Annotated in this window: 19 protein-coding genes; 3 read left to right on the plus strand and 16 right to left on the minus strand. The window is 65.1% G+C overall.

Translation table 11 applies throughout. From position 1 onward, the window contains the following. Positions 1 to 89: 89 nt before the first annotated feature. The 10 genes from ACVWZT_RS00985 to ACVWZT_RS01030 all read right to left on the minus strand — a co-directional run bounded on the left by ACVWZT_RS00985 (position 90) and on the right by ACVWZT_RS01030 (position 11,754). Entirely contained in the window at positions 90 to 1,220 is a 1,131-nt protein-coding gene (locus ACVWZT_RS00985) for a lactonase family protein (RefSeq protein ID WP_296234442.1), read from the minus strand. After that, positions 1,186 to 1,476 (minus strand): DUF5629 family protein, encoded by a 291-nt coding sequence (locus ACVWZT_RS00990; protein WP_296234440.1) that lies wholly within the window; start codon positions 1,474 to 1,476, stop codon positions 1,186 to 1,188. Before ACVWZT_RS00990 ends, ACVWZT_RS00985 begins: the two co-directional genes overlap by 35 nt. Before the next feature lie 73 nt (positions 1,477 to 1,549). After that, positions 1,550 to 3,925 (minus strand): efflux RND transporter permease subunit, encoded by a 2,376-nt coding sequence (locus tag ACVWZT_RS00995; RefSeq protein WP_457471993.1) that lies wholly within the window; start codon positions 3,923 to 3,925, stop codon positions 1,550 to 1,552. A gap of 20 nt (positions 3,926 to 3,945) precedes the next feature. Next, a complete protein-coding gene (locus ACVWZT_RS01000) occupies positions 3,946 to 4,965 on the minus strand; it encodes a WD40/YVTN/BNR-like repeat-containing protein (RefSeq protein WP_457467748.1) in 1,020 nt (339 codons plus the stop codon). Positions 4,966 to 5,237: 272 nt separating this feature from the next. Next, positions 5,238 to 7,895, minus strand: a complete 2,658-nt coding sequence (pepN, locus tag ACVWZT_RS01005; protein WP_457467750.1) for an aminopeptidase N — start codon at positions 7,893 to 7,895, stop codon at positions 5,238 to 5,240. A gap of 12 nt (positions 7,896 to 7,907) precedes the next feature. Then, complete coding sequence (locus ACVWZT_RS01010; RefSeq protein ID WP_457467752.1) at positions 7,908 to 8,738, minus strand: DUF2797 domain-containing protein; 831 nt, start codon at positions 8,736 to 8,738, stop codon at positions 7,908 to 7,910. Then, the gene (locus ACVWZT_RS01015) at positions 8,735 to 8,995 is read right to left on the minus strand and encodes a YeaC family protein (RefSeq protein ID WP_003247224.1); all 261 of its coding nucleotides are present in this window, start codon (positions 8,993 to 8,995) and stop codon (positions 8,735 to 8,737) included. Before ACVWZT_RS01015 ends, ACVWZT_RS01010 begins: the two co-directional genes overlap by 4 nt. A 13-nt stretch (positions 8,996 to 9,008) precedes the next feature. After that, entirely contained in the window at positions 9,009 to 9,896 is an 888-nt protein-coding gene (locus ACVWZT_RS01020; protein ID WP_457467755.1) for a rhomboid family intramembrane serine protease, read from the minus strand. Further along, a complete protein-coding gene (locus tag ACVWZT_RS01025) occupies positions 9,893 to 10,864 on the minus strand; it encodes a metallophosphoesterase (RefSeq protein WP_296234425.1) in 972 nt (323 codons plus the stop codon). Before ACVWZT_RS01025 ends, ACVWZT_RS01020 begins: the two co-directional genes overlap by 4 nt. Continuing rightward, positions 10,864 to 11,754, minus strand: coding sequence for an NAD(+) kinase (locus ACVWZT_RS01030; RefSeq protein WP_011532967.1), 891 nt, complete (start codon positions 11,752 to 11,754; stop codon positions 10,864 to 10,866). Before ACVWZT_RS01030 ends, ACVWZT_RS01025 begins: the two co-directional genes overlap by 1 nt. 43 nt (positions 11,755 to 11,797) lie before the next feature. Between ACVWZT_RS01030 and ACVWZT_RS01035 the strand changes: the two genes are divergently transcribed. Then, positions 11,798 to 12,775 carry a DUF1853 family protein gene (locus ACVWZT_RS01035; protein ID WP_457467757.1) on the plus strand — a complete coding sequence of 326 codons (978 nt, stop codon included), beginning with the start codon at positions 11,798 to 11,800 and terminating at the stop codon, positions 12,773 to 12,775. A 226-nt stretch (positions 12,776 to 13,001) separates the two neighbouring features. After that, positions 13,002 to 13,547: a cytochrome b gene (locus tag ACVWZT_RS01040; protein WP_296234421.1), complete on the plus strand. Its 546-nt coding sequence runs from the start codon at positions 13,002 to 13,004 to the stop codon at positions 13,545 to 13,547. On the opposite strand, the gene ACVWZT_RS01045 is transcribed toward ACVWZT_RS01040, so the two are convergent. After that, positions 13,538 to 14,428, minus strand: a complete 891-nt coding sequence (locus ACVWZT_RS01045; protein ID WP_296234419.1) for a 1-aminocyclopropane-1-carboxylate deaminase/D-cysteine desulfhydrase — start codon at positions 14,426 to 14,428, stop codon at positions 13,538 to 13,540. The two genes, ACVWZT_RS01040 and ACVWZT_RS01045, sit on opposite strands and share 10 nt — an antisense overlap. Positions 14,429 to 14,494: 66 nt before the next feature. Beyond that, entirely contained in the window at positions 14,495 to 16,531 is a 2,037-nt protein-coding gene (locus tag ACVWZT_RS01050) for an oxidoreductase (RefSeq protein ID WP_457467759.1), read from the minus strand. Between the two features lie 603 nt (positions 16,532 to 17,134). On the opposite strand from ACVWZT_RS01050, the gene ACVWZT_RS01055 reads away from it, so the two are divergent. Next, complete coding sequence (locus ACVWZT_RS01055; RefSeq protein ID WP_296234412.1) at positions 17,135 to 18,103, plus strand: alpha/beta fold hydrolase; 969 nt, start codon at positions 17,135 to 17,137, stop codon at positions 18,101 to 18,103. Positions 18,104 to 18,154: 51 nt separating this feature from the next. Here ACVWZT_RS01055 and ACVWZT_RS01060 read toward each other — a convergent pair whose 3' ends face one another. The 4 genes from ACVWZT_RS01060 to ACVWZT_RS01075 all read right to left on the minus strand — a co-directional run bounded on the left by ACVWZT_RS01060 (position 18,155) and on the right by ACVWZT_RS01075 (position 25,623). Continuing rightward, positions 18,155 to 18,904 (minus strand): SDR family NAD(P)-dependent oxidoreductase, encoded by a 750-nt coding sequence (locus tag ACVWZT_RS01060; RefSeq protein WP_457467761.1) that lies wholly within the window; start codon positions 18,902 to 18,904, stop codon positions 18,155 to 18,157. Beyond that, entirely contained in the window at positions 18,904 to 19,326 is a 423-nt protein-coding gene (locus ACVWZT_RS01065; protein WP_296234409.1) for a MerR family transcriptional regulator, read from the minus strand. Before ACVWZT_RS01065 ends, ACVWZT_RS01060 begins: the two co-directional genes overlap by 1 nt. A gap of 69 nt (positions 19,327 to 19,395) precedes the next feature. Next, complete coding sequence (locus tag ACVWZT_RS01070) at positions 19,396 to 24,891, minus strand: trifunctional serine/threonine-protein kinase/ATP-binding protein/sensor histidine kinase (RefSeq protein ID WP_457467763.1); 5,496 nt, start codon at positions 24,889 to 24,891, stop codon at positions 19,396 to 19,398. Positions 24,892 to 24,960: 69 nt separating this feature from the next. Then, on the minus strand, positions 24,961 to 25,623 hold the full coding sequence (locus ACVWZT_RS01075) for a response regulator transcription factor (protein WP_457467765.1): 663 nt from the start codon (positions 25,621 to 25,623) through the stop codon (positions 24,961 to 24,963). Positions 25,624 to 25,714: the final 91 nt, after the last annotated feature.

Below are 25,714 nucleotides of genomic sequence, written 5' to 3' on the forward strand. Positions count from 1 at the left end.
GGCCCATCCGGGCCTCGGGTCAAACTTACGCCGCCGCGGTCGCTGGCAAAAATTCATTGCGGCAGTATCGGTTATCACGCCAATCGATATCACTCGATGAATTTCAGGTCTGACGGAGCGTCCTGCTTCAACGTCTGCACTGTTTCACCCAGCTTGCCGCTGCGCGGGTCGCGGCGTATCACCACGATCTGGTTGCTCTTCTGGTTGGCCACCAGCAGGAAGTTGTCACTCGGGTCGAGGGCGAACTCCCGGGGGTGATCACCCTCCACCGAACGGCGCTGCAGCAGCGTCAGCTGGCCGTCCTGCTTGCCCACGCTGAAGGCGACGATCTCGTTGCTCGTGCCACGGTTGCTCACATACAGGAAGCGCCCGTCCGCCGACAGGTGCAAGCCACCGGCCGCTTTCGCCGCCGCCTCCTGACGCTCGGCCAGGGGCAGGCGCTGGCGTTCGACCAGGTTGCCATCCTGCACTTCGAACATGACCACCTCGGCACTCATCTCCAAGGTCAGGTAGGCATGCCGGCCCTTGGCGTCGAACAACAGGTGGCGCGGCCCGCTACCCGGTGGCAGGTCCACCGACGCCGGGATCGCCGGTGTCAACGGGTGGTCGGCGCTGGCGCCGTCGTAGCGGTAGATGAACACCTTGTCGGCGCCCAGGTCACTGGCGTACAGGTGCCGACCGTCGGGCGACAGCACCAGCGAATGCACGTGGGCACTGGCCTGGCGCTCGGGGTTTACGCCGCTGGCCTGGTGCCGGGCATGTTGCACCACCGGCTTGAGCTTGCCGTCCCTGGCCACCGGGATCACCACCAGGCTGCCGCCGGGGTCGGGCTTGACCGCATAGTTGGCCACGAACAGGTAACGCTGGTCGCGGCTGAGGCTGGCATGGGTCGGCTCGTCACCCTGGCTGGACACCTGGTTGAGCGGCTTGATCTCGCCCTTGGCGCTGACGCTGAAACTGCTGACCAGGCCGCCTGGGGTTTCATTGACCGCGAACAGCTGGCGCTGGTCGGCCGAAAGCACCAGCCACGAGGGGCTGACGCTTTTCACCACTTGCAGCGGCGTTGGGTCGATCTGGCCGGCCTTGCTGTCAAAGCGATAACGGTAGATGCCCTGGCTGGCACCGTCGGTGTAACTGCCCACCAGCAAGGTGGCGGCAGGGGCATTGAGGCTCAGGCTCATCAGGCTAGCGGCCAGCAGGCTCGTCCAGATCCGGTTCATTGTCATTATCATCCGGGGCGCGAAAGGCACTCATACAGACTAGTCGATGCGCGCCGTCGGCATCGTCGAGTTGCCATTCGTCACCGCTGGCAACGGCAGCGGCGACCTGTTCGGCAGTGAACACCCAGCGACGCAACTGGCGGCCGTCCATGCATTCGACGGTGAGGCCGGATGCGTCGGCGGTGAAATCGAAGGCATGCAGGCCGTCGATCAGGAGCATGTCGCAGGACTGCAGGGCGGTGGCGAGGGGAGACATGGGGTTACCTGTGAGGGATGTGCCGACATTATAACCCTGGGACTGCGATGGGCCGCAAAGCGGCCCGCGCTCTTCAATGGGCGAAGATCGAACCGCCCTCCTTGCCCACCATCTTCTCCGGCTTGATCAGGAACCTGGCCAGGGCCGGCAGCAGCCACAGCGCACCAAACATGTTCCACAACAACATGAAGGTCAGCATCAGCCCCATGTCGGCCTGGAACTTGATCGCCGAGAAGATCCAGGTGCACACGCCTATCGCCAGGCACAACCCGGTGAACAGCACCGCCTTGCCGGTCGAGCGCAACGTCTCGTAATAGGCTTCCTGCAGCGGCAGGCCTGCCCGCAGGAAGCTCTCCAGCCGGCTGTAGATGTAGATGCCGTAGTCCACGCCAATGCCCACGCCCAGCGCCACCACCGGCAGGGTCGCCACCTTGACCCCGATGCCCATGTAGGCCATCAGCGCGTTGCCCAGCACCGAGGTCAGCACCAGCGGCAGGACGATGCACAGGGTGGCGGCAAACGAGCGGAAGGTGATCAGGCACATCACCGCCACGCAGATGTACACCAGGATCAGGATGGTCAGTTCGGCCGACTTGATCACTTCATTGGTTGCCGCCTCGATCCCGGCGTTGCCCGCCGCCAGCAGGAATTGCAGGCCGTCCTTGTTGTGGCTGTCGGCAAACGCCTTGGCCACGGCAGTAACCCGCTCCAGGGTCTCGGCCTTGTGGTCGTTGAGGAACACCAGCACCGGGGCCAGCGAGCAGTCACCGTTGTACAGGCCATCGGCGCGGGCGATGGAGTTGTTGAGGATGTCCGGGTTGCGCGACAGGGTCTCCCATTTCAGGCTGCCCTCGTTCATGCCCTTGATCACCTGCTTGGACACGGTTACCAGGGAAATCGCCGACTGCACCCCCGGGGTGTTCTGCATGGTCCACATCAGCTCGTCGATCGGCGCCATGGTCGAGTGGATCGAGCAGTGTTCCGGCGGCGTCTTGACCATGATCACCAGCACATCGGAACTGGTCGAGTAGTTGCTGATGATGAAGTTGTTGTCCTGGTTGTAGCGCGAGTCGGGGCGCAGTTCCGGCGCGCCCTGGTCGAGGTCGCCGATCTTCAGGTTCTGGCTGTACCACAGGCCACCGGCAAAGGCGACCAGGGCCAGCGCCACAGACACCGGTGCCACCTTGGCACTGGCGAAGTTCGACAGCAGGCGCCAGAACGGATGCTCACGGGTAGCGTCCTGCTTGCTGCGCTCGACGGCTTTCTTGCTGATGCCGACGTAGGAAATGGCCACCGGCAACAGGATCAGGTTGGTGAACACGATCACCGCCACGCCGATGGACGCGCCGATGGCCAGTTCACGAATCACGCCGATGTCGATGATCAGCAGGGTGATGAAGCCTACGGCATCGGCGAGGATGGCGATCATCCCCGGCAGGAACAACTGGCGGAAGGTGCGTCGTGCCGCAGTGAGGGCGTTGTCGGCGTCGCTGGACTGCAGGGCGATGCCGTTGATCTTCTGTACCCCGTGGGAAATACCGATGGCAAAGATGAGAAACGGCACCAGCATCGAGTAAGGGTCCAGGCCGAAGCCCACCGCATGCATCAGGCCCAGCTGCCAGACCACCGCCACCAGGGTAGTGATGAGCACGGCGATGGTGCTGCGGATGCACCAGGTGAACCAGTACAACAGTACCCAGGTGATTGCCAGGGCGACGCCGAAGAACATCGCCACCATTACCAGGCCGTCGATCAGGTCGCCGACCTTCTTGGCGAAACCGACGATATGCACCTTGACGTTGGGGTTCTGTGCCTGGAACTTGTCGCGAATCTTCTCTTCCAGCTGGTGCGAGAACTGCTGGTAGTCCAGCTTCACCTGTTTGCCCGGATCCTGCGGGTCGGGGTAGCTCTCCAGCAGCGGCACGTCGACAATGCTGGACTTGAAGTTGTTACCCACCAGGCGCCCCACCTGGCCCGACTTGAGCACGTTGTCGCGCAAGGTGTCGAGGCTGTCCTGGGAGCCGTTGTAGGTGTTGGGTATGACCTCGCCCCCGGAAAAGCCTTCTTCGGTGACCTCGCTCCAGCGCACGCTGGGGCTCCACAGCGACTTCAGCCCGGCACGGTCGACACCGGGTATGTAGAACACCTCGTCATGGACCTGGCGCAAGGTCTCCATGTAGTCCTTGTCGAAGATGTCGCCATTGACCGCCTCGACCGAGATACGCACGGTGTTGCCCAGGTTGGCCAGGTCGTTGCGGTGCGCCATCATCTGTTCGATGAACGGGTGCTGCAGCGGGATCATCTTCTCGAAGCTGGTGGACGGGCGAATCTGCGTGGCCTGCCAGAACAGGAAGATGCTGACCAGCAGGCACAGGGCGATGACCACCGGGCGGTTGTTGAAGATCAGGCGTTCCAGCAGCGTGGCCTTGTCCTGATGATGCGGATGCATGGTGATGCTCTCCCTGCTGGTCATGGCTGCACCTGCGGGTCGGCACCCTGGGCAGTGGCCAGGTGCACCCCGCCCTGCCCGACCAGCAGCAGGCCGCCATTGGCCAGGCCACTGACGCCGGCCAGGGCAATGCGGTCGGCGCGGTTGTAGACGCTGAAGCTCTGGCCATCGTCAGTGCTGCGCAGCACGCTGCCGCCGTTGCCGACCAGGACCAGGCTGCCATCTTCGACAAGCGTAGCGCCTGCCAGGCCGAATTCGAGGCTGCCACGCGCGGCCTTGAGTTCGATCGGTTGCCAGCTGTCACCGAAATCGGTGGAGCGGAACAGGTTGCCGCGCAGGCCGTAGGCCAGCAGGGTGCGAGGCTGGGCCGTGCCGATCACGCCGAACAGCGAGCCCTCGTAGGGGCCCTGGACCTTGCTCCAGGTCTGGCCGTTGTCGGCCGAGCGGAACATGCTGCCCTGCTCGCCGACAATGAACAGCCCGGCATCACGGACCTCGGCGATGCCGTTCAGGTGCAACTGGTCGGGGTTGTCCAGGCGCTCGGCAACATCCTGCCAGTGCTGGCCACCGTCGGTGGTCTCCAGCAAGGCGCCGTAGGCACCTACGGCGAAGCCGTGCGCGGCGTCGAGGAAGGCGACATCGAGCAAGGGTGCTTCCCGCGCGAGGTCTTCGAACTGCTTGCTCCAGGTGGCGCCGCCGTCGTTGCTGGCGAGCACCTGCGCATCATGGCCGACGGCCCAGCCGCGCTTGTCGTCGAGGAAGAACACCGCTGTCAGCAGTTGTCGGGTGGGCACGCGGGCCTGGGTCCAGGTGCGGCCCTGGTCATCGGAGAACAGGATATGACCGCGATCGCCTACCACTACCAGGCGCTTGCCGGCCTGGGCGGCGTCGATCAACAGGCTCTGGCTGGCCTTGGCCGATTCGGTGGAATATTCCTCGGCCGCTGCGGCATGGGCCGCCTCGGCCCAAACCCCCAGTGCCAGTGCCAGCATCGCACTGGTTGCCAATGGCCAGGCACCACGCCTGTTCTGCTGCCCCATGACTGCCCCCTGTTGTGTTCTTGTTGGTGGGTCAATGCATTGCAGGTACTGCGAAAAGCCTGAGCTAGAGGCCTGCAATAACTTGGCGGGATCGTAGCGGGGATGTTCGCGGGAAGACAACGGGCGGGGTGTTATGTTTTGTTATCGGCGTGTAGCCGGGGGCCGCTGTGCGGCCCATCGCGGCACAAGGCCGCTCCTACAGGGGCCGCAAACGCCGGATTGACGCGGATCCCTGTATGCCGCGATGGGCTGCAAAGCAGCCCCATTGGCCTTCAAGCCAGGCTCTTGCTCACCACTTCATACACATCGCTGGACAGCTCACCGGACGCCAGAATCCGCTCCAGCTCGCCCTTCATCAGCACCTGGCGCGCAGCGTCATACTTGCGCCAGCGGGTCAGCGGCGCCAGTTGACGCGAGGCAATCTGCGGGTTCAGCGCATTCAGCTCGATCACCAGGTCGGCCAGGAAGCGATACCCCGAGCCATCCGCGGCATGGAAGTTGACCAGGTTCTGCCCGGCGAAGGCGCCGATCAGGGCACGCACCTTGTTCGGGTTCTTCAGGGTGAAGGCCGGGTGCTGCATCAGCGCCTTGACCCGCGCCAGCCCGCCCGGCAGGGTGCTGGCCGCCTGCACGCTGAACCACTGGTCCATGACCAGCGGGTTGTCCTTGAAGTGCTCGGCAAAGGCCTCCAGGGCCTTGGCCCGTTCTGTCTCGAACGGCGAGTTGACCAACACCGCCAACGCAGTCAGGCGCTCGGTCATGTTGTCGCAGTGCTCGAACTGCTCCAGGGTCGCCTCCAGCACCTGCGGCTGGGCGCTGAGCATCAGGTAGGACAGGGCGATGTTCTGCAGGCTGCGGCGGGCAAAATGCTCGGCCGAGGCAACGTAGGCGGTGTTGCGTGACACCTCGCGGTTGGCCTGGTAGCGCGCCCACAGGGCATCGAACAGCTGCTCGGCGATCTGTCGGCGGGCAAACTCGCGGGCTGCGTGGATAGCCTCAACGTCAGCCACCTGGCTGATCTCGGTCAGGTAGGCCTCACCTGGCAGCGAGAGCATCTCGGCGACCATGGCCGGGTCCAGTGCCTGGTTGCCGAGCACGGTACCCAGCGCAGTGATCAGGCGCTGGTCAAGCTGCAGCGCTTCGCCACGCTGATGCTGACCGATCAGCTCCTGCAGCACCTGCACCGACAACTGCTGCCCGGCTTCCCAGCGGTTGAAGCCATCGCTGTCGTGCTGCATCAGGAACATCAGCTGGTCGCGGTCGTAGGGGAAGCTCAGCTTGACCGGCGCGCTGAAGCCGCGCAGCAGCGACGGCAGCGGCTTGGCCTGGATGCCCTGGAAGGTGAAGGTCTGCTCGGCTTCGGTCACCGACAGCACGCGGCTGGTGCCTTGAGCGGCAGCTTCACCTACCAGTTGCAACGGCAAGTCGTTGCCGGCGGCGTCCAGCAGGCCCAGTTCCACCGGGATCACGAACGGCAGTTTCTCGGCCTTGTCCGGGGTCGGCGGGCAGCTCTGGCGGAAGGTCAGGCTGTAGGTCTGCGCGGCGGCATCATAAGCCTCGCCGACTTCCAGGCGCGGCGTGCCGGCCTGGTTGTACCAGCGCTTGAACTGGGTGAAATCGACGCCATTGGCGTCCTCCATGGCCTTGATGAAGTCGTCGGTGGTCACCGCCTGCCCATCGTGACGCTCGAAGTACAGGTCGCTGCCCTTGCGGAAGCCCTCGGCGCCCAGCAAGGTACGCACCATGCGTACCACTTCGGCGCCCTTCTCGTACACGGTCAGGGTGTAGAAATTGGAGATTTCGATGAAGCTGTCCGGGCGCACCGGGTGGGCCATGGGCCCGGCGTCTTCGGCGAACTGGTGGGTACGCAGGTAGGCGACGTCCTCGATACGCTTGACCGTGCGCGAGTTCATGTCGGCGCTGAACTCGGCATCGCGGAATACCGTGAAGCCTTCCTTGAGCGACAGCTGGAACCAGTCACGGCAGGTGACGCGGTTGCCCGACCAGTTATGGAAGTACTCATGGGCCACCACGCCTTCGACGCGCTGGTGGGCAGCATCGGTGGCGGTTTCGGCACGGGCCAGCACGCAGCTGGAGTTGAAGATGTTCAGGCCCTTGTTTTCCATGGCGCCCATGTTGAAGTCGTTGACCGCGACGATCATGAAGATGTCCAGGTCATATTCGCGGCCATAGACTTCCTCGTCCCAGCGCATCGACTTCTTCAGGCTGACCATGGCGTGGTCGCACTTGTCGATGTTCTCCGGCTCGACATAGATGCGCAGGGTCACGTCGCGGCCGGACTGGCGGGTGAAGCTGTCCTCGACGCACCACAGGTCACCGGCCACCAGGGCGAACAGGTAGGCCGGTTTCATGAACGGGTCTTCCCAGGTCGCCCAGTGGCGGCCGTCTTCGGCCGGCCCGCTGCCGATCGGGTTGCCGTTCGACAGCAATACCGGGTAGCGGTGCTGCTCGGCGATCACCGTGGTGGTGAAGGTGCTCATCACGTCCGGGCGGTCGAGGTAGTAGGTGATCTTGCGGAAACCCTCGGCCTCGCACTGGGTGCAGAACATCTTGCCCGACTTGTACAGGCCTTCCAGTGCGGTATTGCTTTCTGGGTGGATCTTCACGCTGGTGTCGAGGGTGAAGCGCTCAGCCTTGGGCTGCACGGTCAGGCTGTCGGCATCGAGCCGGTAGGCATCCGGCCCGAGTTCCTGGTCATCCAGCGAAACGCGCAGCAGTTCCAGCTGCTGGCCGTCGAGTTCCAGTGGCGGCAGGCCGGCACCGCGTGCCGGGTTGCGGCGCATGACCAGTTGCGCGTGGACCAGGGTGTGGTCCTCGAACAGCTCGAAGGTCAGGTGCGTCTCGTCGATCAGGTACTCGGGCGCCTGGTAATCCTTGAGGTAGATCACTTGCGGTTGTTCGGTACGCATGTGCAGGTCCTTTTACTGAAGTACGGCCAACTGGTAGGCCGTGTACTTGCGAATGTTGATCACACCGGTGTCGAAGATCAGGTACTGGCCCTTGATGCCCAGCAGCGTGCCTTCGGCCACCGGGTCCTTGTCGAGGTTGAAGCTGACGATCTTTTTCGGGTAGGCCTCGACCGGGTACCTGATCTGCACCACTTCGGCGTCGGTCAGTGGCTGGATCGCCTGCAGGCCGAAGCGCCCCTGCAGTTCACCCAGGCCATCGGCGCAGGCGGCGAACACCTGTTCGCGAATCGCGACCAGGTCAAGTTCTTCGGCATCGCCCTTGAGCAAGGTGCGCCAGTTGGTACGGTCGGGGACCTGGCTGCGCAGCAGGTCCTCGACCAGGCCGGACTGCTGGCGGGTGGCCACGCGCAGGATCGGCAGGGCCTGGCTGGCGCCCTGGTCGAGCCAGCGGGTCGGCAGCTGGGTAGCGCGGGTGATGCCGACCTTGATCCCCGATGAGTTGGCCAGGTAGACCACATGGTCGGTCATGCAGAACTGTTCGCCCCACGACGGTTCGCGGCAGGTGCCGGCGTCGTAGTGGCACTTTTCCGGGGCCATGATGCATACGTCGCACTGGGCCAGTTTGGTCATGCACGGGTAGCAGTAACCCTGGCTGAAGCTGGTCTTGGTGCGCTTGCCACAATGGCTGCAGTGAATGGCGCCGAGGTATTCAAGGCGCAGGCGCTGGCCGATCAGCGGGTTGACCGGCACCTGGGTGTCACCCAGGCGGAAGCTGTATTGCACCACCGGCGCCTGCAGGCTTACCGCCATCTTGCTCAACGAGCCACGTGCGAGTTCTATCAATGTACCGAGTCCGACTTGAACAGAATGTTGGCAATCGGTGCGGACTTGGATGCGCATTCCTGCGGGCCCATGTAACCGGTGCGCTGGTCCTCGGGCAGGTTTTTCATCTCCCAGGCGATTACGGCCTGCAGCGACAGCTCCTTCTGCTCGGCGGTGAGCTTGCGGCCATCGGACCATTTGCCGATCTCCACCGCCAGCTTCAGGCTCTGGTAGATCTCGGGTGTGATGTTTTCGATCATTTGCGCGAAAGTGGACATAGTGTCTCCTGATTCAAGCCGACAGTTTACGCCTGGCCAGCGCCCCACCCAAGAGCCCGGACAGGCATCCGATGAGCAGCCCGCCGACATGCGCGGCATTGGCGATCTGGCCCAGGCCCAGGGTGCCGACCACGCCGGTCAGGCATACCACCAGCCAGATCAGCATCATGGCCAGCACGCCCTTGGGCAGGTTGAAGTAACGGTTGGGCGCCAGCCACTGGTACAACCAGATGTGCCCAAGCAGGCCGTACAGCACCCCGGACAGGCCGCCGAACAGGCTCGGCCCGCTGGTGTAGTGCTGGGCCAGGTTGGACACCAGGCTGAACAGCACGGTCAGGCCCAGCAGCGCCCAAGGGCCCTGACGCAGCTCGATGCGTTTGCCCAGCTCCCAGTACCACAGGCTGTTCATGGCCAGGTGCAGCACGCCGAAGTGCAGCAGCATCGGCGAGACCAGGCGCCACCACTGGCCTTCTGCCAGGCCTTGCGCCAGCGGGTTGAAGTACAGGTAGTCGCCCTGCACGCGGAAGTCGAGGAAGGTGAACCAGCTGATGGTGGTGAAGTTGTCGCCCAACCCGGTGAGGCCGGCGACGATGAAGCACAGCAGCAGGGTGATCGTGGTGACTTTGCAGGCTTTGGCCTGTTCTGCCAGGGAGGGTTGTGTGGGGCTATTCGCGGGTAGACCCGCTCCCACAGGGTCCTGTGCAAGTTCGAGGTCGGCGTTGCCGTCGGGGTAGCGCTGGTAGAGTTCGCGGACGTCTGCGGCCAGGGTTTCGGGGGCCCACAGCACCTGGACCTCGCCCTCCTCGCTGACCCGGTGCGGCACCTGCAGGCGCTGCAGCAGGTGGACGAAGCCGCTGAGGTCGACCGACAGCGGCAGGCGCATCACTTCGATAATGTTCATTGGCTGGCCTGTGGGCGGTCAACGTCGACCCAGACGAACTTGTGCGGGTCGATGCGGGTTTCATCATCCAGACGGTAGGCGGCCAGCTTGCCGTAGAGCACCGCGCTGTAGTCCAGGCAGGCCAGGTTGGCACGGATCGGCGCCGGGCGGCCACTGCGCCAGTAATGCCCGACGAACAGCATGGGCTCGTCTTCGGCATAGCGCAGCAAGGCGTTCTTCTGGCTGTGGCTAAGTGGGGTGTTGGCCACTTCCGCTGGCAGGGCGTCGGGCTGGAACACGATATCGCCGTAGGTTTGCGGGTCTTCCTCCCAGAACTTGGTGCGGAAGAATGCCCGGGTCAGGCCGTCGCCGCCGGTCAGGGTCAGCCCGTCCGGCAGGCGCATGTCGGTACCGCGCAACAGCCGGTTGCACACGTTGGCAGCAAAGCTGCCGTTCACCGCCGAAGCCTGGATGAAGTGCTCGTCGATGCAGCCGTCGGGGTATTGCTGGCGCAGCGGCTCGATCAGGCGTGGGTCCCAGCAGGCGTGCACCAGGCGGAAACGCCCGGCGTCGACGAACAGCGGCAGCTCGTAGAACCAGTTGACGAAGTCGTGCCAGTCCGCCGGGTGCTGGGCGAACTGGGCCAGGGTCTCGTCGATCAGCCGGGCATGCCGTGGCGTGTGCTCGCGCACATAGGCCTTGCCGCTGCCAGGCAACGCCGGGGTTACCCAGCCCAGGGCGTTGTATTCATGGTTGCCCATGATGCAGAACGCCTGGCCCGCCTCGACCATGTCATGGACGATATGCAGCGCCTCGCGAATGCGTGGCCCGCGGTCGACGATGTCACCCAGGAACAGCGCCTGGCGCCACGGATGACGCCAGACGCCGCCCTGGCGTTTGTAACCGAGGGCGTCGAGCAGGCGTTCGAGGGTCAGCGCACAGCCATGCACATCGCCGATGATGTCGAAACTTCGCGCCGGATCGAGCATCAGTCGTCCCTGCCTCCCAGGCGGCTGCCCCAGCCCAGCTTGGTACGGCAGACCTCGTAGTAGTTGTGGTCCAGCGGGTGGATCAGGCGCAGTTTCTGCGGTTTCTTGCTCACCGTGATGGTGTCGCCGGGCGCGCAGGTGAAGTGGTTCTGGCCGTCACAGGACACCTGCGGGTAGATCTGCAGGTCCTTGGACACCACGATCTTCAGTTCGCTGTTGCCATCGACCACGATCGGCCGGCCCGACAGGGTGTGCGGATACATCGGCACGATGACGATGGCGTCGAGCTTGGGGTGCATGATCGGGCCGCCAGCCGACAGCGCGTAGGCGGTGGAGCCGGTGGGCGTGGCGACGATCAGGCCGTCGGCCTTCTGACTGCAGACGAACTGGCCATCGATGTAGATTTCGAACTCGATCATGCGCGTGGACTTGCCCGGATGCAGCACCACGTCGTTCAGGGCATCGCCCTGGCCAATGGCTTCGTTGTGCCGGCGCACCTCGGCCTGCAGCAGGAAGCGGTTTTCCACCAGGTAGTGGCCGTCGAGCACTTCGGCGACCTTTTCTTCCAGTTCGTCCGGACGGATGTCGGTGAGGAAGCCCAGGTTGCCGCGGTTGATGCCGAGTACCGGGATGTTGTGCCGGGCCAGGGCGCGGGCGGCGCCCAGCAGGCTGCCATCGCCACCGACCACGATGACCAGGTCACAGACCTCGCCGAGCAGCTTGCGGGTGGAGGTTTGCAGGCCGTGGCCGGGCAACACTTCGGCAATGGTGTCCTCGAGGATCACGTGCAGGTGGCGCTCGAGGAGGAATTTTTTCAGTCGGCGAATGGTGTCGAGCACCTGCGAGCTACCAAGGCGGCCGATGATACCGATATTGCGAAATTGCTCCATGGGGCTCCTGCGAGGCTCTGCGGCGGGTGACAATGCCCCGATTATGGGCGAAACCACCGGGCAGCGGCAAACCGGCTATGCTCGCAGGATGATGCCATTCGCCCTGCTCCACGACCTGCCCCGACAGTTACGCCGCCCCGCCGTGCGCGACCTGGCCTGGGCGCTGTTGTCGCCGCCGCTGCTCGATGCCCCGCCCTGCTCCCAGCGCCACCCGCTGGCAGGCAGCCTGTGGGCGGACCAGCCGCAACGCCTGGGCCGCTGGTTGCGGGCGTTGGACGACGATGACCGGCCATTGCGCGACTGGCTGGCACAGCTGGGCAGCCGGCGTCTGGGCCATTACTACGAACGCCTGTGGCAGTTCGCCCTGGGCCAGGCACCAGGCATCGAAGTGCTGGCGGCGAACCTGGCGATTCGCGACGGCGGGCGCACCCTGGGCGAGCTGGATGTGCTGCTGCGCGACCGCGATGGCGTGCACCACCTGGAACTGGCCATCAAGCTGTACCTGGGGCCGGAGCACGCTGGGCGGGACCCTGCCACCTGGCTGGGGCCGGGTTGTCATGACCGGCTGGGTACCAAGCTGGCGCACCTGGCGAGGCACCAGTTGCCCATGTCGAACCATGCGCACAGTCGCGAAGTGCTGGCGCAGCTGGGGGTTGGCCAGGTGCAGGCGCATGTGTGGCTGGGAGGGTATCTGTTCTACCCGTGGCCAGGCCAGGCCGAGCCACCGCAGGGCGCCAACCCGCAGCACCTGCAGGGGCGCTGGGTGCGGCGGCGGGACTGGGTAATGGCTGAAGGTGAACGTTGGCAGCCGCTGCCGCGGCATGCCTGGCTGGCACCGGCGCGGGTCGCAGCGGATGGTTGCTGGGAGGTGGAGCAGTTCGCCGCATGGTTGCACCTGCTGGAGCGGCAGGCACCGGCGCAATTGCTGGTGAGGTTGGCGCAAGAAGCTGATGGCGCCTGGCAGGAGGCTGAACGGGTGTTCCTAGTGGCTGATGATTGGCCACATCTGCCCGATGTCTGATGTTGTCTGTGCTGGCCCCTTCGCGGGTAAACCCGCTCCCACAGGTACTGCACAAGTCCCGAATGCTGTGCAATACCCTGTGGGAGCGGGTTTACCCGCGAAGAGGCCGGTGCAGACAACACAATTTTCACAGACCCAGCGCAAAGATTCGCCACCCGATAACCCGTACAGTTGTACCTGAGCGCCGCCAAGAGCGCCTTCCCGCACCTGATGACGAGGACCGTTCATGGTTTCAACCACCCCCGCGCCCCATTACGCGCGCCTGTCCATCGCGCTGCACTGGCTGATGCTGGTGCTGCTGGCCGCAGTCTATGCACTTATCGAATTCCGCGGCCTGTTCCCCAAGGACAGTGTCGAACGCAACCTGATGAAAGACCTGCACTTCATGCTTGGGCTCTGCGTGTTCGTGCTGGTCTGGCTGCGCCTGGCCATCCGCCTGGGCCACCCGACGCCCCCGATCACACCAAAGCCGCCGGCCTGGCAGACCGGGCTGGCGCACCTGGTGCACCTGGCGTTGTATTTGCTGATGATCGGCCTACCGCTGGCCGGCTGGCTGATCCTCAGTGCCGCCGACAAACCGGTGCCGTTCTTCGGCCTGGAGCTGCCACACCTGATCGGCCCGGACCCGGACCAGGCCAAGTTCATCAAGGGCTGGCATGAACGCATTGGCAGCTGGGGCTACTGGCTGATCGGCATGCATGCCGTGGCCGGCCTGTACCACCACTACGTCAAGCGCGACAACACGCTATTGCGCATGCTGCCTTACAAGTAACCGCGCCGGCCCTGCAGGCCGCCGGTGTGCACCACGATCAGGCGAGTGCCGGGCGCGAACAGCCCGGCTTCGACCTGTTGCTGCAGGGCCAGCAGGGCTTTGCCGGTATAGAGGGCTTCGAGTGGCACGCCGGTGCGCCGTTCGCAGTCGGCGATGAACGCCAGCAGTTCATCGTCGATCTTGCCGAAGCCGCCACGGCAGGCGTCATGGAGCTGATAGCCCTGCGTCCCCGCCAGCTCGGCCAGCGCTTGTTCGACCCCATGACCCCGCGGCACGGCCAATGCGCCATGCACCACATGCCTACCCTCCTCGGCCAACACCAGGCCGGCCATGGTCGTCCCGCTTCCAGCGGCCAGCCACCAGGCGTCATAGTCGGCCCAGCCGAGTGCGGCGAGTTGTGCGCGGGCCTGATCGAGGATCAGGGCACAGCCTTGCGCCCCCGCCAGCCCGCCACCGCCTTCGGGAATACACTGCCAACCCGGATAGCGCGCCTGCCAGGGTTGCCAGAAACCGGGTTGGTTACGCGCACGGTAACCGCCGTAGCCCAGCCAGTGCAGCTGCATGCCCAGCGCCTGCAGGTCACGTACGGTCGGCGTGTCCTGGGCGTGCCCGCGCAGCAGGCCGGCGGTGGCGAAGCCGAAACGTTTGCCGGCGGCGGCCAGGGCGTGCAGGTGGTTGGAATGGTTACCGCCGAGGCTGATCAGCCCGGCGGCGTTGCTGGCCATGGCGTGCTGCAGGTGATGGCGCAGCTTGAACCACTTGTTGCCGCTGATCAGCGGGTCGATCAGGTCCAGGCGCAGGATGGCGGCTTCGACCCTGGCGCTTTCCAGCCAGGGCAGATGCAGCGGGTGCAGGGGGGGTTGGGCTAGGTCGAGGCACATGCCGCGAGTTTACCAGTGAACTCCGGGGGCGCTGTGCGCCCTTTTCGCGTCACGGCCCCGGCAATCTCAGAGCTCAGCCGCCAACCTCGAACCTTGATTGATCGCCCGCTTGGCATCCAGCTCCGCCGCCACGTCCGCACCGCCAATCAGATGCACCGACTGCCCCGCCGCCACCAGCCCGTCCTGCAGCTCTCGCAACGGTTCCTGCCCGGCACAGATCACCACATTGTCCACCGCCAGCACCTGCGGCTCGCCGTCGGCCACGCGAATGTGCAGGCCGGCATCGTCGATGCACAGGTACTCGACGCTGTTGAGCATCTGCACCTGCTTGTTCTTCAGCCCGGTGCGGTGAATCCAGCCAGTGGTCTTGCCCAGGCCGTCGCCCACCTTGGATTTCTTGCGCTGCAACAGGTAAACCTGCCGCGCCGGCGCATGGGGCTCGGCCTTGACCCCGGCGACGCCACCGCGTGCTTCCAGCTGGGTATCGATGCCCCATTCCTTCCAGAACGTTTCACGGTCCTGGCTGCTGGCCACACCTTGATGCACCAGGTATTCGGAAACGTCGAAGCCGATACCCCCCGCGCCAATCACCGCGACAGTCTTGCCGACTGGCTTGCGTTCAAGCAGCACATCCAGGTAGCTGAGCACCTTGGCATGCTCGACACCCGGGATGGCCGGCGTGCGCGGGGCAATGCCGGTAGCCAGGATGATCTCGTCGTAGCCCCCGGCGACCAGGTCCTGCACATCGACCCGGGTGTTCAGGCGCAGGGCCACGCCTGTGCTTTCTACCTTGTTGCGGAAATAACGCAGGGTTTCATGGAATTCTTCCTTGCCCGGCACCCGCTTGGCCACATTGAACTGCCCGCCGATCTCGCTGGCGGCGTCGAACAGGGTCACCGCGTGGCCACGCTCGGCTGCCACCGTCGCAGCGGCCAGGCCGGCCGGGCCAGCGCCAACCACGGCAATACGCTTCACCGTGCGCACCGGCAGGTAGTTGAGCTCGGTCTCATGGCACGCACGCGGGTTGACCAGGCAGCTGGTCAGCTTGCCGCCGAAGGTATGGTCCAGGCAGGCCTGGTTGCAGCCGATGCAGGTATTGATTTCATCGCTGCTCCCGGCGGCGGCCTTGTTGACGAAGTCCGGGTCGGCCAGGAACGGTCGGGCCATCGAGACCATGTCGGCATCACCCTCGGCCAGCACCGCCTCGGCCACTTCCGGGGTGTTGATGCGGTTGGTGGTGATCAGCGGAATGCCGACCGCGCCACGCAGCTTGGCGGTGACCTTGCTGAACGCCGCGCGCGGCACCTTGGTGGCGATGGTCGGGATGCGCGCCTCGTGCCAGCCGATACCGGTGTTGATCAGGGTCGCACCGGCCTGCTCGATGGCCTTGGCCAACTGCTCGATCTCGTCCCAGGTGCTGCCGCCCTCGACCAGGTCGAGCATCGACAGGCGGAAGATGATGATGAAGTTCGGCCCCACCGCAACACGCACCCGGCTGACGATTTCCACGGCCAGGCGCATGCGGTTTTCGTAGCTGCCGCCCCAGCGGTCGGTGCGCTGGTTGGTGTGGGCGGCGAGGAACTGGTTGATGAAATAGCCTTCCGAACCCATGATCTCGACGCCATCGTAGCCGGCACGCTGGGCCAGTACGGCGCAGTTGACGAAATCGGCGATCTGCTTCTCGATCCCTGCTTCGTCCAGCTCCCTGGGCTTGAACGGGTTGATCGGCGCCTGGATCGCGCTGGGTGCCACCTGCCGCGGGCTGTAGGCATAGCGCCCGGCATGCAGGATCTGCAGGCAGATCTTGCCGCCGGCGGCGTGTACCGCCTCGGTGACGATGCGGTGCTTGTCGGCCTCCTCCTCGGTGCTGAGCTTGGCCGCGCCGGAATACACCCCGCCTTCATCGTTGGGCGCGATCCCACCCGTGACCATCAGGCCGACGCCGCCCCTGGCGCGCTCGGCAAAATACGCGGCCATGCGCTCGAAGCCGCCAGGGCGCTCTTCCAGGCCGGTGTGCATCGAGCCCATCAGGGTACGGTTGCGCAAGGTGGTGAAGCCCAGGTCCAGCGGGGCAAGCAGGTGCGGGTAGCGGTCGGCGGCCATGGAAGGGTCCCCAGGTGGCGTGATCACGGGATGCGGCGGCCTCACCGAGCGGCGGGCCCCGTCGTTTGTCTGCCTGCGACATTAAACAGCCGTTTGAACCGGCTCAATGATCGAAACTGACAACTTGATGATCCTGGTGCACAGCATTTCAGGTCCGCAAGGGGGCCAGGCTGTGTGAAACACCTGCGCTTGTCTCACCTTCTGATTGTTCAGAACCTGGCGGGGACGATCATGAAACGGTTCACTGAAGGTGAAGCGCGGACCCAATTCACGCTGCAGCCGAGTACATGGATGATCACAAATGGCTTTTGGCCGACGGCGCTACCGGCCAGTCGCGAGCACCAGGCGATTGGTTCAAGCACATGGGCCTGGCGATATAGAAGACATGGCCTGGGCAGTAGCGGCTATAGCACCTTTGGAAACCCTCGCAGAACCTAGGTACGGTTAGCCGATACCCATAGACGATGGTGCGAAAATTCCCGTGGCAATAGGGTTCGCGAACCGGTGCTCCGGCTACCTCGCGATCGTCCTGTGAGCTTTGCGAGACCTGGTCCCCCGGCCCTCATTCGCCGCACGAGCGGTAACCAGACGAGAGTTTTCACCATGAGCGACAAGACCAAAGGAACCTCCCGCCGCGCCATAATGGGCGCCGGCGTGGCAGCTGCAGCAGTTGCGGTAGCAGCCCCAGTCCTGGCAAGCCAAGTGGGTAGCAGTCAGGCCAAGGTTGGTGGGCGTAATGAGCGACAGTCGAGCTACCTCACACTTCGCGATGGCACTGAGCTGTTCTACAAGGACTGGGGCAGTGGTCAGCCCATTGTCTTCCATCACGGATGGCCGCTGTCCGGGGACGACTGGGACAACCAGATGTTGTTCTTCCTCAGCAAGGGCTACCGCGTTATTGCCCATGACCGACGTGGCCACGGTCGCTCCTCGCAGACGGCGCAAGGCAACGACATGGACACCTACGCCGCCGACGTGGCGGAACTGGCGGAGCACCTGAACCTGAAGAATACCGTGCACATCGGCCACTCCACCGGCGGTGGCGAGGTCGCCCGCTACGTCGCACGCCATGGCGCTGGCCGCGTCGTCAAGGCGGTGCTGATCGGCGCCGTGCCACCGATCATGCTGAAAACCGAGAAGAACCCCGGCGGCTTGCCGCTGAAGGTGTTCGATGGTTTCCGCGAAGCACTCGCCGCCAACCGGTCGAACTTCTACCGCGACGTAGCGGCGGGCCCTTTCTATGGTTTCAACAGGCCGGGAGCCCAGGCCACCCAAGCGGTAATCGACAACTGGTGGCGGCAGGGTATGAATGGCGGCGCCAAGGCCCATTACGACTGCATTGCAGCCTTTTCGGAAACCGACTTCACCGAGGACCTCAAGCGGATCGCCGTGCCGACGCTGGTGCTACATGGTGAAGACGACCAGATCGTCCCCATCGACGACTCCGCACGCCTTTCGATCAAGCTGCTGCGCCACGGCACCCTGAAAACCTACCCTGGCCTGCCCCACGGCATGTGCACCACCCACGCCGACACTATCAATGCGGACCTGCTGGCCTTCATCAAAAGCTGACGCCGGCACAACGCAGAAGGCCCGGCGCGTTCGCACCGGGCCTTTTGCGGTTCAGAGCTGCGACAAGCCACCATCGACACACAGGTCGACACCAGTGATGAAACTGCTGTCGTCGGATGCGAGGAACAGCGCCGCGTTCGCCAATTCTTCGGGGCGGCCAAGACGCCCCAGCGGAATCAGCCCCGACAGCTGCTTTTCGAAAATATCGAACTGCGCCTCGCCGATGCCCATCTTGCCGATGATCGGGGTCAGCACCGGGCCGGGGCTCAGACAGTTGACGCGGATGTTGCGGCCTTTGAGTTCCGCCGCCCAGCTGCGGGCGAAGGAGCGCACCGCCGCCTTGGTCGCTGCATAGACCACGTGGGCTTCCAGTGCCTTAAGGTGGGCGATGGACGACACCAGCACGATGGAGCCACCGTCGCGCAGCAGCGGCAGCGCTTTCTGGATGGTGTAGAAGACACCCTTGACGTTGATGTCGAACTGCTCGTCGAACTGCTGTTCGTCAACCTGATCACCCGGCGCCGGGCGAATGATGCCGGCATTAGCGACCAGCACGTCGAGGCGGCCGAAGCGCTCGCCCACCTCTTGGTACAGCGCGTCCAGATCCGTCAGCCGGCTGGCGTCCGCACGGATACCAACGGCGCTTTCACCGATGAGCCCGACCGCCTCCTCCAGCGCATCCCGGCGGCGTCCGGTGATGACCACTTCGGCGCCTTCCAGGGCGAATCGTTGTGCGGTGGCCAGACCGATACCACTGTTGCCGCCGGTAACCAGGGCGACCTTGTTGCTTAGCTTTCCCATCATCTCTCCAACGTGGCTTGTGAATGAGCTGGTCCGGGAGGTCGCAGATCGGGGGCGCGCGGCAGGCTCCCGTGCAGGGGCAGATAACGCTCGATCTTTTCCGCCAGGCGTTCGCGGCGCTCGGCAAGTTGCGCCTGAAGGGCATCCAGCGCTGCCAGTTTTTCCAGGTGCTGCTGCAGGCAGGCGAGGAAGCCTTCGCTATCTTCCTCCTCCTCCAGATACTGCAGCAGGCCGCGGATCTGCCGGGTACTGAAGCCGCACTCGAGCAACTCGCGAACCCACAGCACGCGCTGTACCATGGACGAGGCATAGTCGCGATAACCATTGTCCAGCCGCGACGACTCGATCAGTTGCCGTGACTCGTAGTGGCGCAGCGCCCGTGCACTGACGCCGGCGCGCAAGGCCAGCTCTCCGATTTGCATGTCAACCTCCGGTAGGACAACTCTGGGGGCTTGACGCTAGTGTCAAGGTCAAGCCCCCTTTGGCTTTTTTCAGGCATCTTTCGCGGGATGCACAGGCAGGGTGAACTGCACCACCGCACCACGGGGCTGGTTGGCGCTGGCCCAGAGCCGGCCGCCATGGCTGTCGATGATCGAACGGCAGATCGACAGGCCCATGCCCATGCCGGTGGCCTTGGTGGTGTAGAACGGGGCGAACAGCAGGTCCGCATTGCTCTCGGCGAATCCCGGCCCGCTGTCGCACACCCTCACCCGCACACCATCTTTGTCGTACTCGGAGCTGACCAGCAGGTGGCGCTCGCCGGCGGGCACACTGCCCATCGCTTCCAGGGCATTGACGATCAGGTTGAGCATCACCTGCTGCAGCTCGACCCGGTCGCCCTCCACTTCCGGCAGGCCGTCGGCGAGTCTGACGCGCACCACGGCGCCGCACTTGGCCGCCTCGCCACGGGTGAACTCGACCATCTCGCGCAGCGCCGCGCTGACGTCCACGGGCTGCTTCTGCGGCGGGGTCTTGCGGATCAGCTGGCGGATGCGCCCCAGCACCTCGGCGGCTCGGTTGGCGTCCTTGATGATGCGCCCAAGCACCTGGCTGACCTCGCCCAGCTCCGGCGGCTGCGCACTCAGCCAGCGCAAGGCGGCATTGGCATTGGTCACCGTGGCGGCAATCGGCTGGTTCACCTCGTGGGCGATGGACGCCGCCAGTTGGCCCATAGTCGCCACGCGGTTGGCATGGGCCAGTTCCGTCTGCACCTCGCGATAGCGCCGCTCGCCCTCGCGTACGCGCTCCTCGGCCTGCTTGCGCTCGGTAAGATCGAGCACGAAGGCCACGCCTTCCTGCAGGCTGGCTTCGAAGGCCGCCAGGCCGACGATCACCGGCACGCGGCTGCCATCCTTGCGGATGTATTCTTTCTCGAAGGGCTGCGCATGCCCGGTTCGAATGGCCGTGGCGAGATGCGCCTGACTCAGCGCCAGGGATTCCGGTGGCGTTATGTCGTGCCAGCGCACGCGGCCGGAAAGCAGGTCGTCACGCTCGTAGCCGACCATGCGCAGGAAGGCGTCGTTGGCTTCGGCTATCTCGCCTCCGGCGCTCCAGACGATGATGCCGATGATATTGGCGTCCACCAGCCGGCGAATCTTCGCCTCGCGCTCGGCGGCGTCGCGATACAGGCGCGCGTTCTCCAGCGATGTCGCCGCCTGTGAGGCCAGCAGGCGCAGCACGGCAATCCGCGCCGGGCTGAACACGCCGGCCGAGAGGTTGTTCTCCAGGTACAGCGCGCCAGTGAGCTTGGCCTGTTTCATCAGCGGCATGCAGAGAATCGAACGCGCGCGGTGCTGGCGGACATAGGGGTCGGTGGTGAGGGCCGGCTCGGCCATGGCGTCTTCCAGGCACAGGCTCTCGCCGGTGCGCAGCACCTGGTAGAGCACCGTTTCGGCCAGCGCCGCCGCGCTGATCGGTTCGTTGCACAGCAACATCGCGCCATCGCCGACGGTCGCCAGAGCTGCTATGCGGGGCTCACCCGCCTCGGCGAGAACCAGCACGCCGCGCTCGGCGCCAGCCTGCTCGATGGCCGTGCGCATCACCATGTCGATCAGTTTCTCCAGGACTATTTCCCCCGAGGCGGCCTGGGACACCTTTAGCACCGTAGCCAGGTCCAGGTGTTCCACCGGGGTGGCGATGGTCGCGGTCGGGCCGGGCGCGGGCTCTTCGTTGCACAAGTAGCGATGGCGCCCCTCCAGTTGACGCACCTTGCCGTAGGCGCCCCAGCGCAGGTAGCCGTAGCGCGCGTCCTGCAGGTAGACGCGGGCGACCTTGGCCAGGCCGCGTGCACCGTAGAAGCGCCCCGCCAGCTCGTTGGCCAACGCCTCGATCTGCACGAAGCCGCTGTCCTGAGCCTGCCGGATGGCCTCCTCGTAGAGCAGCTCGGCGTCGACCACCCGCCCTTCGACGCGAGCGATTTCCGCGCCAACCAGCGTCCCCCGGCAGGCAAAGGATTCGGCGCACTGCTGCGCCCACTCCTGCAACTTGGCGTGATGTCCGGCCAGCTCCCGCAGGATGCCGGGCTGCCCGCCGACGTCGATGGCATCGAAGCCGGCTGCCAGGGTCAGTGCCGCATGGAAGTGGTATTCGGCCTCCTCGGTGAAAGACTCCACCACCCACAGCAGCGCCTTCGCCCGCGCCACACAGTGCATGGCCGCCGCGTGATCGCCTGCCATGCAGCGCGCCTGCAGCTTGCGTATCCAGTACTTGGCCGCTGCCAGCGCCAGGCCCGGCGTGCTGTCCAGGTGCGCTTCGAAACGCGCCTCGTCGAACAGCTCATCGTCGAAACAGCCAAAGGTCGGGGTCTGCCCTCGCAGCGTGCGGATCAGCGCCAGCTGCGTGCTGATGAAATCCACCACCAGGCCGAAGCGCACCTTCTGCGCATAGGCCAGGCCCTGCCCGGCCTCCTCATGCACCTGCGCCAGCGGCTCGCCGAGGAACAGCACATCGGCGATATGGCCATTGCCGGCATAAGCGGCGTAAGCCAGGTCGCCGACGCGGTTGGCCGCGACGAAAGCCCGGCGCAGCAACTCCCGGCACTCGCGCACCGGACGCATCCAGCGTGCCACGAACATCGAGAAGCACAGGTAGGTGCGCGCCTCATGGCGATTCAGGCCGCGCCGGTCGACCAGATCGCAGCCCAGGCGGCCAAAGCGGTAGCCGGCTTCGTAATCACCGAAACGGCGGCCAGCGACGCGCCCGACATTCGCATACAGCATGCAGGAGGCGTCGCAATTGCCGCGCGCGAGGCTCAGGCTGACGGCCTTGCAGACGGTCAGGCTGGCCAGGTTGGCGTTGCTCTGCAACGCCGGTGCGAACAGCTTGCCGAGGGCATCGAGGGTGGCCAGGGTAGCAGCATCCTCCATCAGCGGCAGGTCGATCAGCTGTTCGATACTGCGCTCGCCCAGTTGCGTCCAGATCTGCTGGTACTCCATGCGCACCTGGTCGTCATCCGGGTGCGCCGACCAATGGATGCCGACCGCCTCCAGGTAGCCCAGGCACACGGCGACCGCCCTGTCGCTGCGGTCCTGCAGCAGGCATACGTCCATCTGCAGGCAGGCAACTGCCGCCTGCTCCACCGTGGTAATGGCGCGAGGCGTCAGCGCGGTGAGACGCTCGTCGGCCTGCGCCAGCTGGCCTGTGAGGAATTCGCACTCGGCACGATTGAGTTCCAGGGCGAAGCACAGGTCGTGACGACGCTCCCAGCAATCGCCGCCGAGCAGTTCCGCCCCGGCACCCAGGTAGGCGAGCGCCGAGCTATAGGCACTGGAAGCCTTGGCGCGTTGTCCTGCCAGCAGATTGTATTCGGCCAGTTGCTCCCGCTCAGCGCGGGCCTCGATCAGCCTGGCACCGCGATTGAGCTGGCCGACGATCTCGAAGATCGCCTCTTCGCGCCGCTCCGCCGGGGTCTGCTCGGCCAGCAGGCGGCCGATGCGAAGGTGCGCTCCGGCACGGGCTTCCTCGGCAATCAGCGAGTATGCCGCCTCGTGGATGCGGTCATGGGCGAATGCGCACGCGCCCTCCAGACGTTCCACCAATTCCTGGCGAACCGCCGGCCAGAGTATCGAGTGGACCTTCGCCGACGGCAGGTCGAGCACGGTCGCCAGGGTATCGATCTGTGCCATGTTGCCGAGACAGGCGAGCTGCTGCAGGGCCTGGAGGGTTTGCAGCGGCAGGCGCGCGAGTTTGCCGACCATGAGGTCGACGACATTGTCGGTGAAGCCCTTTTCGTGGATGCGCTCCGGTTCCCAGCGCCAGCGCCGGGCCTCGTGGTCGTAGGTCAGCAACTCTTCCTCGGCCAGCGCCTGGAGGAACTGGATGACGAAGAACGGGTTGCCGGCGGTCTTGTCCTGCACCAGCCGGGCCAGCGCGACGATGCTCGGCGGCGGGCAGCGCAGGGCCTCGGCGATCAACTGCTCGATATGCGCGCGAGCCAGCGGCGCCAGGCGTATCTCATCGATGCGCACACCGGCCTGGCGGATGGCCTGCAGCTTGCGCGTCAGCGGATGGCTGGCGTCCACCTCGTTGTCGCGGTAGGCGCCGACCAGCATCAGATGGCGCAGCTCCGAATGGGTGAGCAGGTCTTCCAGCAGGTCGAGGGTCGCTGCATCCAGCCATTGCAGGTCGTCGAGGAACAGTGCCAGCGGGTGATCGGCACGGGCGAACACGCCGATAAAGCGGTGGAACACCAGGAGGAAGCGGCGCTGGGCCTGCTGTGGCTCCAGCTCGGGTACCGCTGGCTGGTCGCCGATTATCAGCCGCAGCTCGGGAATCAGGTCGGTGATCAACCGCGCATTGGGCTCCAGCGCCTCCAGCAGCGCGCTGCGCCAGCCCTCCAGGACGTCGCCGCTCTTGCCCAGCAACGTGCGCACCAGCCCCTGAAAAGCCTGCACCAGCGTCGCATAGGGAATGTCGCGCTTGTACTGGTCGAACTTGCCGGAAGCAAACAACCCGCGCGGCGGCACCAGCACCTTGTGCAATTCGTTGACCACCGAGGACTTGCCGATCCCGGAGTAGCCCGACACCAGCACCAGCTCGGGCGTGCTGCTGGCAACGATGCGGGCAAAGGCATCGACCAGCACCTCGACTTCATGCTCGCGGCCATAGAGCTTCTCGGGGACCAACAGGCGGTCCGGCGTGCCCTGCTCATCAGGCGTGAAGGACGTGAGTTGCCCTTCTCGCTGCCAGTCAGCCAGGCATCGACGCAGGTCGTGCTCGAGGCCGGCGGCGCTCTGGTAGCGCTCCTCGGCGGTCTTGGCCAGCAGCTTGAGGACGATCTGCGAGAGCATCGGTGGCACGCCGGCAACCCGTTCGCCCGGCGGCAGCGGCTTGCGTGCGATGTGACAATGAACCCATTCCATCGGGTCGCTGGCGGTGAACGGCAGCGTACCGGTGAGCATCTGGTAGAGGACCACGCCAAAGGCATAGAGGTCGCTGCGTGAGTCGACAGAGCGGTTCATCCGCCCGGTCTGCTCCGGCGCCATGTAGGCCAGGGTGCCGGCGATGGTCTCCGGCGGCTCGGGCGCCTGGCGCTCGCGCGGCAACCGCGAGGCCAGGCCGAAGCCGGTCAGGCGCGCCTGGCCATCGGTGCAGTTTACCTGGATGTGATTGGGCTTGAGGTCCTTGTGCACCAGGCCGCGCTGGTGCAATTGGCGCAACGCCACGGCGATGTCCACGGCCAGGCGCAGGCAGGCGCCGGTTTCCAGCGGTTGTCGCAGCAGGCGTGACAGCGGTTCGCCGCCGGGGTCATCGAGCAGCAGGCGGGTCTTGCCGCCTTCGCGGTGCAAAGCCTGCGGACGCAGTGCCCAGGCACTGTGCAGTTCATCACGCAGGCTGTACTCGTGGGCCAGCCGTTCCAGCGTGGAGGGCAAGGGATGTTCGGCGGCGGGGCGCACCAGCAGCACGCTGGCGCCACCACCGCCGGAGGGGCGGGCGCGGCAGAACACCCGCTCACCGTCGTTCCACAGGATCTTCTGTTTGCTGGCCATCGGCTCGGCAACCTCTGAGGGGAGTCTGCTGCCCCCCGAGCGGCGGCCAGCGACTGTCTTGCAATCGGTTCAGGTCGTCCGCAGCAACGGCTCGACGCCCAGGGCCTCGGCCTTACGCACCAGGTCGGCGACCGAGCGTGCGGCCAGCTTCTTCATCACCTGGCCGCGGTGCACCTTCACGGTCACCTCGCTGAGGTTGAGCTCGGCGGCGATCTGCTTGTTCATCAACCCCGCCACGACGAAGCGCAGCACTTCGCGCTCACGCAGGGTCAGCGCCTCGAACGCCTGGCGCAGCGCCGCGCCGGACTGCTCGGCCCGCAAACGCTCACCGTCGCGGACCAGGGCACTCGCCACCGCATCGAGCATGTCCTGATCGCGGAAGGGCTTGGCAAGGAAGTCCACAGCGCCGGCCTTCATGGCCTTCACCGTCATGGCGATGTCGCCGTAGCCGGTCATGAACACGATGGGCATCCGCACCCCGCTTTTCTCCATCTGCTCCTGAAAGGCCAGGCCGCTTTCGCCGCGCAGGCGTACGTCGAGAACCAGGCAACTGGGCACGTCACGCCGGACAAAGGAGAGAAAGCCCTGGGTGGAATCGAAGGAGTGCACCTGCAGGCCTATGGAACGCAGCAGGCCATCGAGGGCGAGGCGCATGGACTCGTCGTCATCGACCACATATACCACCGGTTCCTTCGAGTCTTGCGGCGGATTGGAATGCGCCGATGCGCTCATCTTGCCTCCTTGAGGGACCGCGACACGCGCAGTGTGCAGGTCTAAAATTCTGGTCCATGATGGGGCTCACGACAAAACGCCAGCCCAGTGG

The organism is Pseudomonas sp. TE21394, from assembly GCF_054057835.1.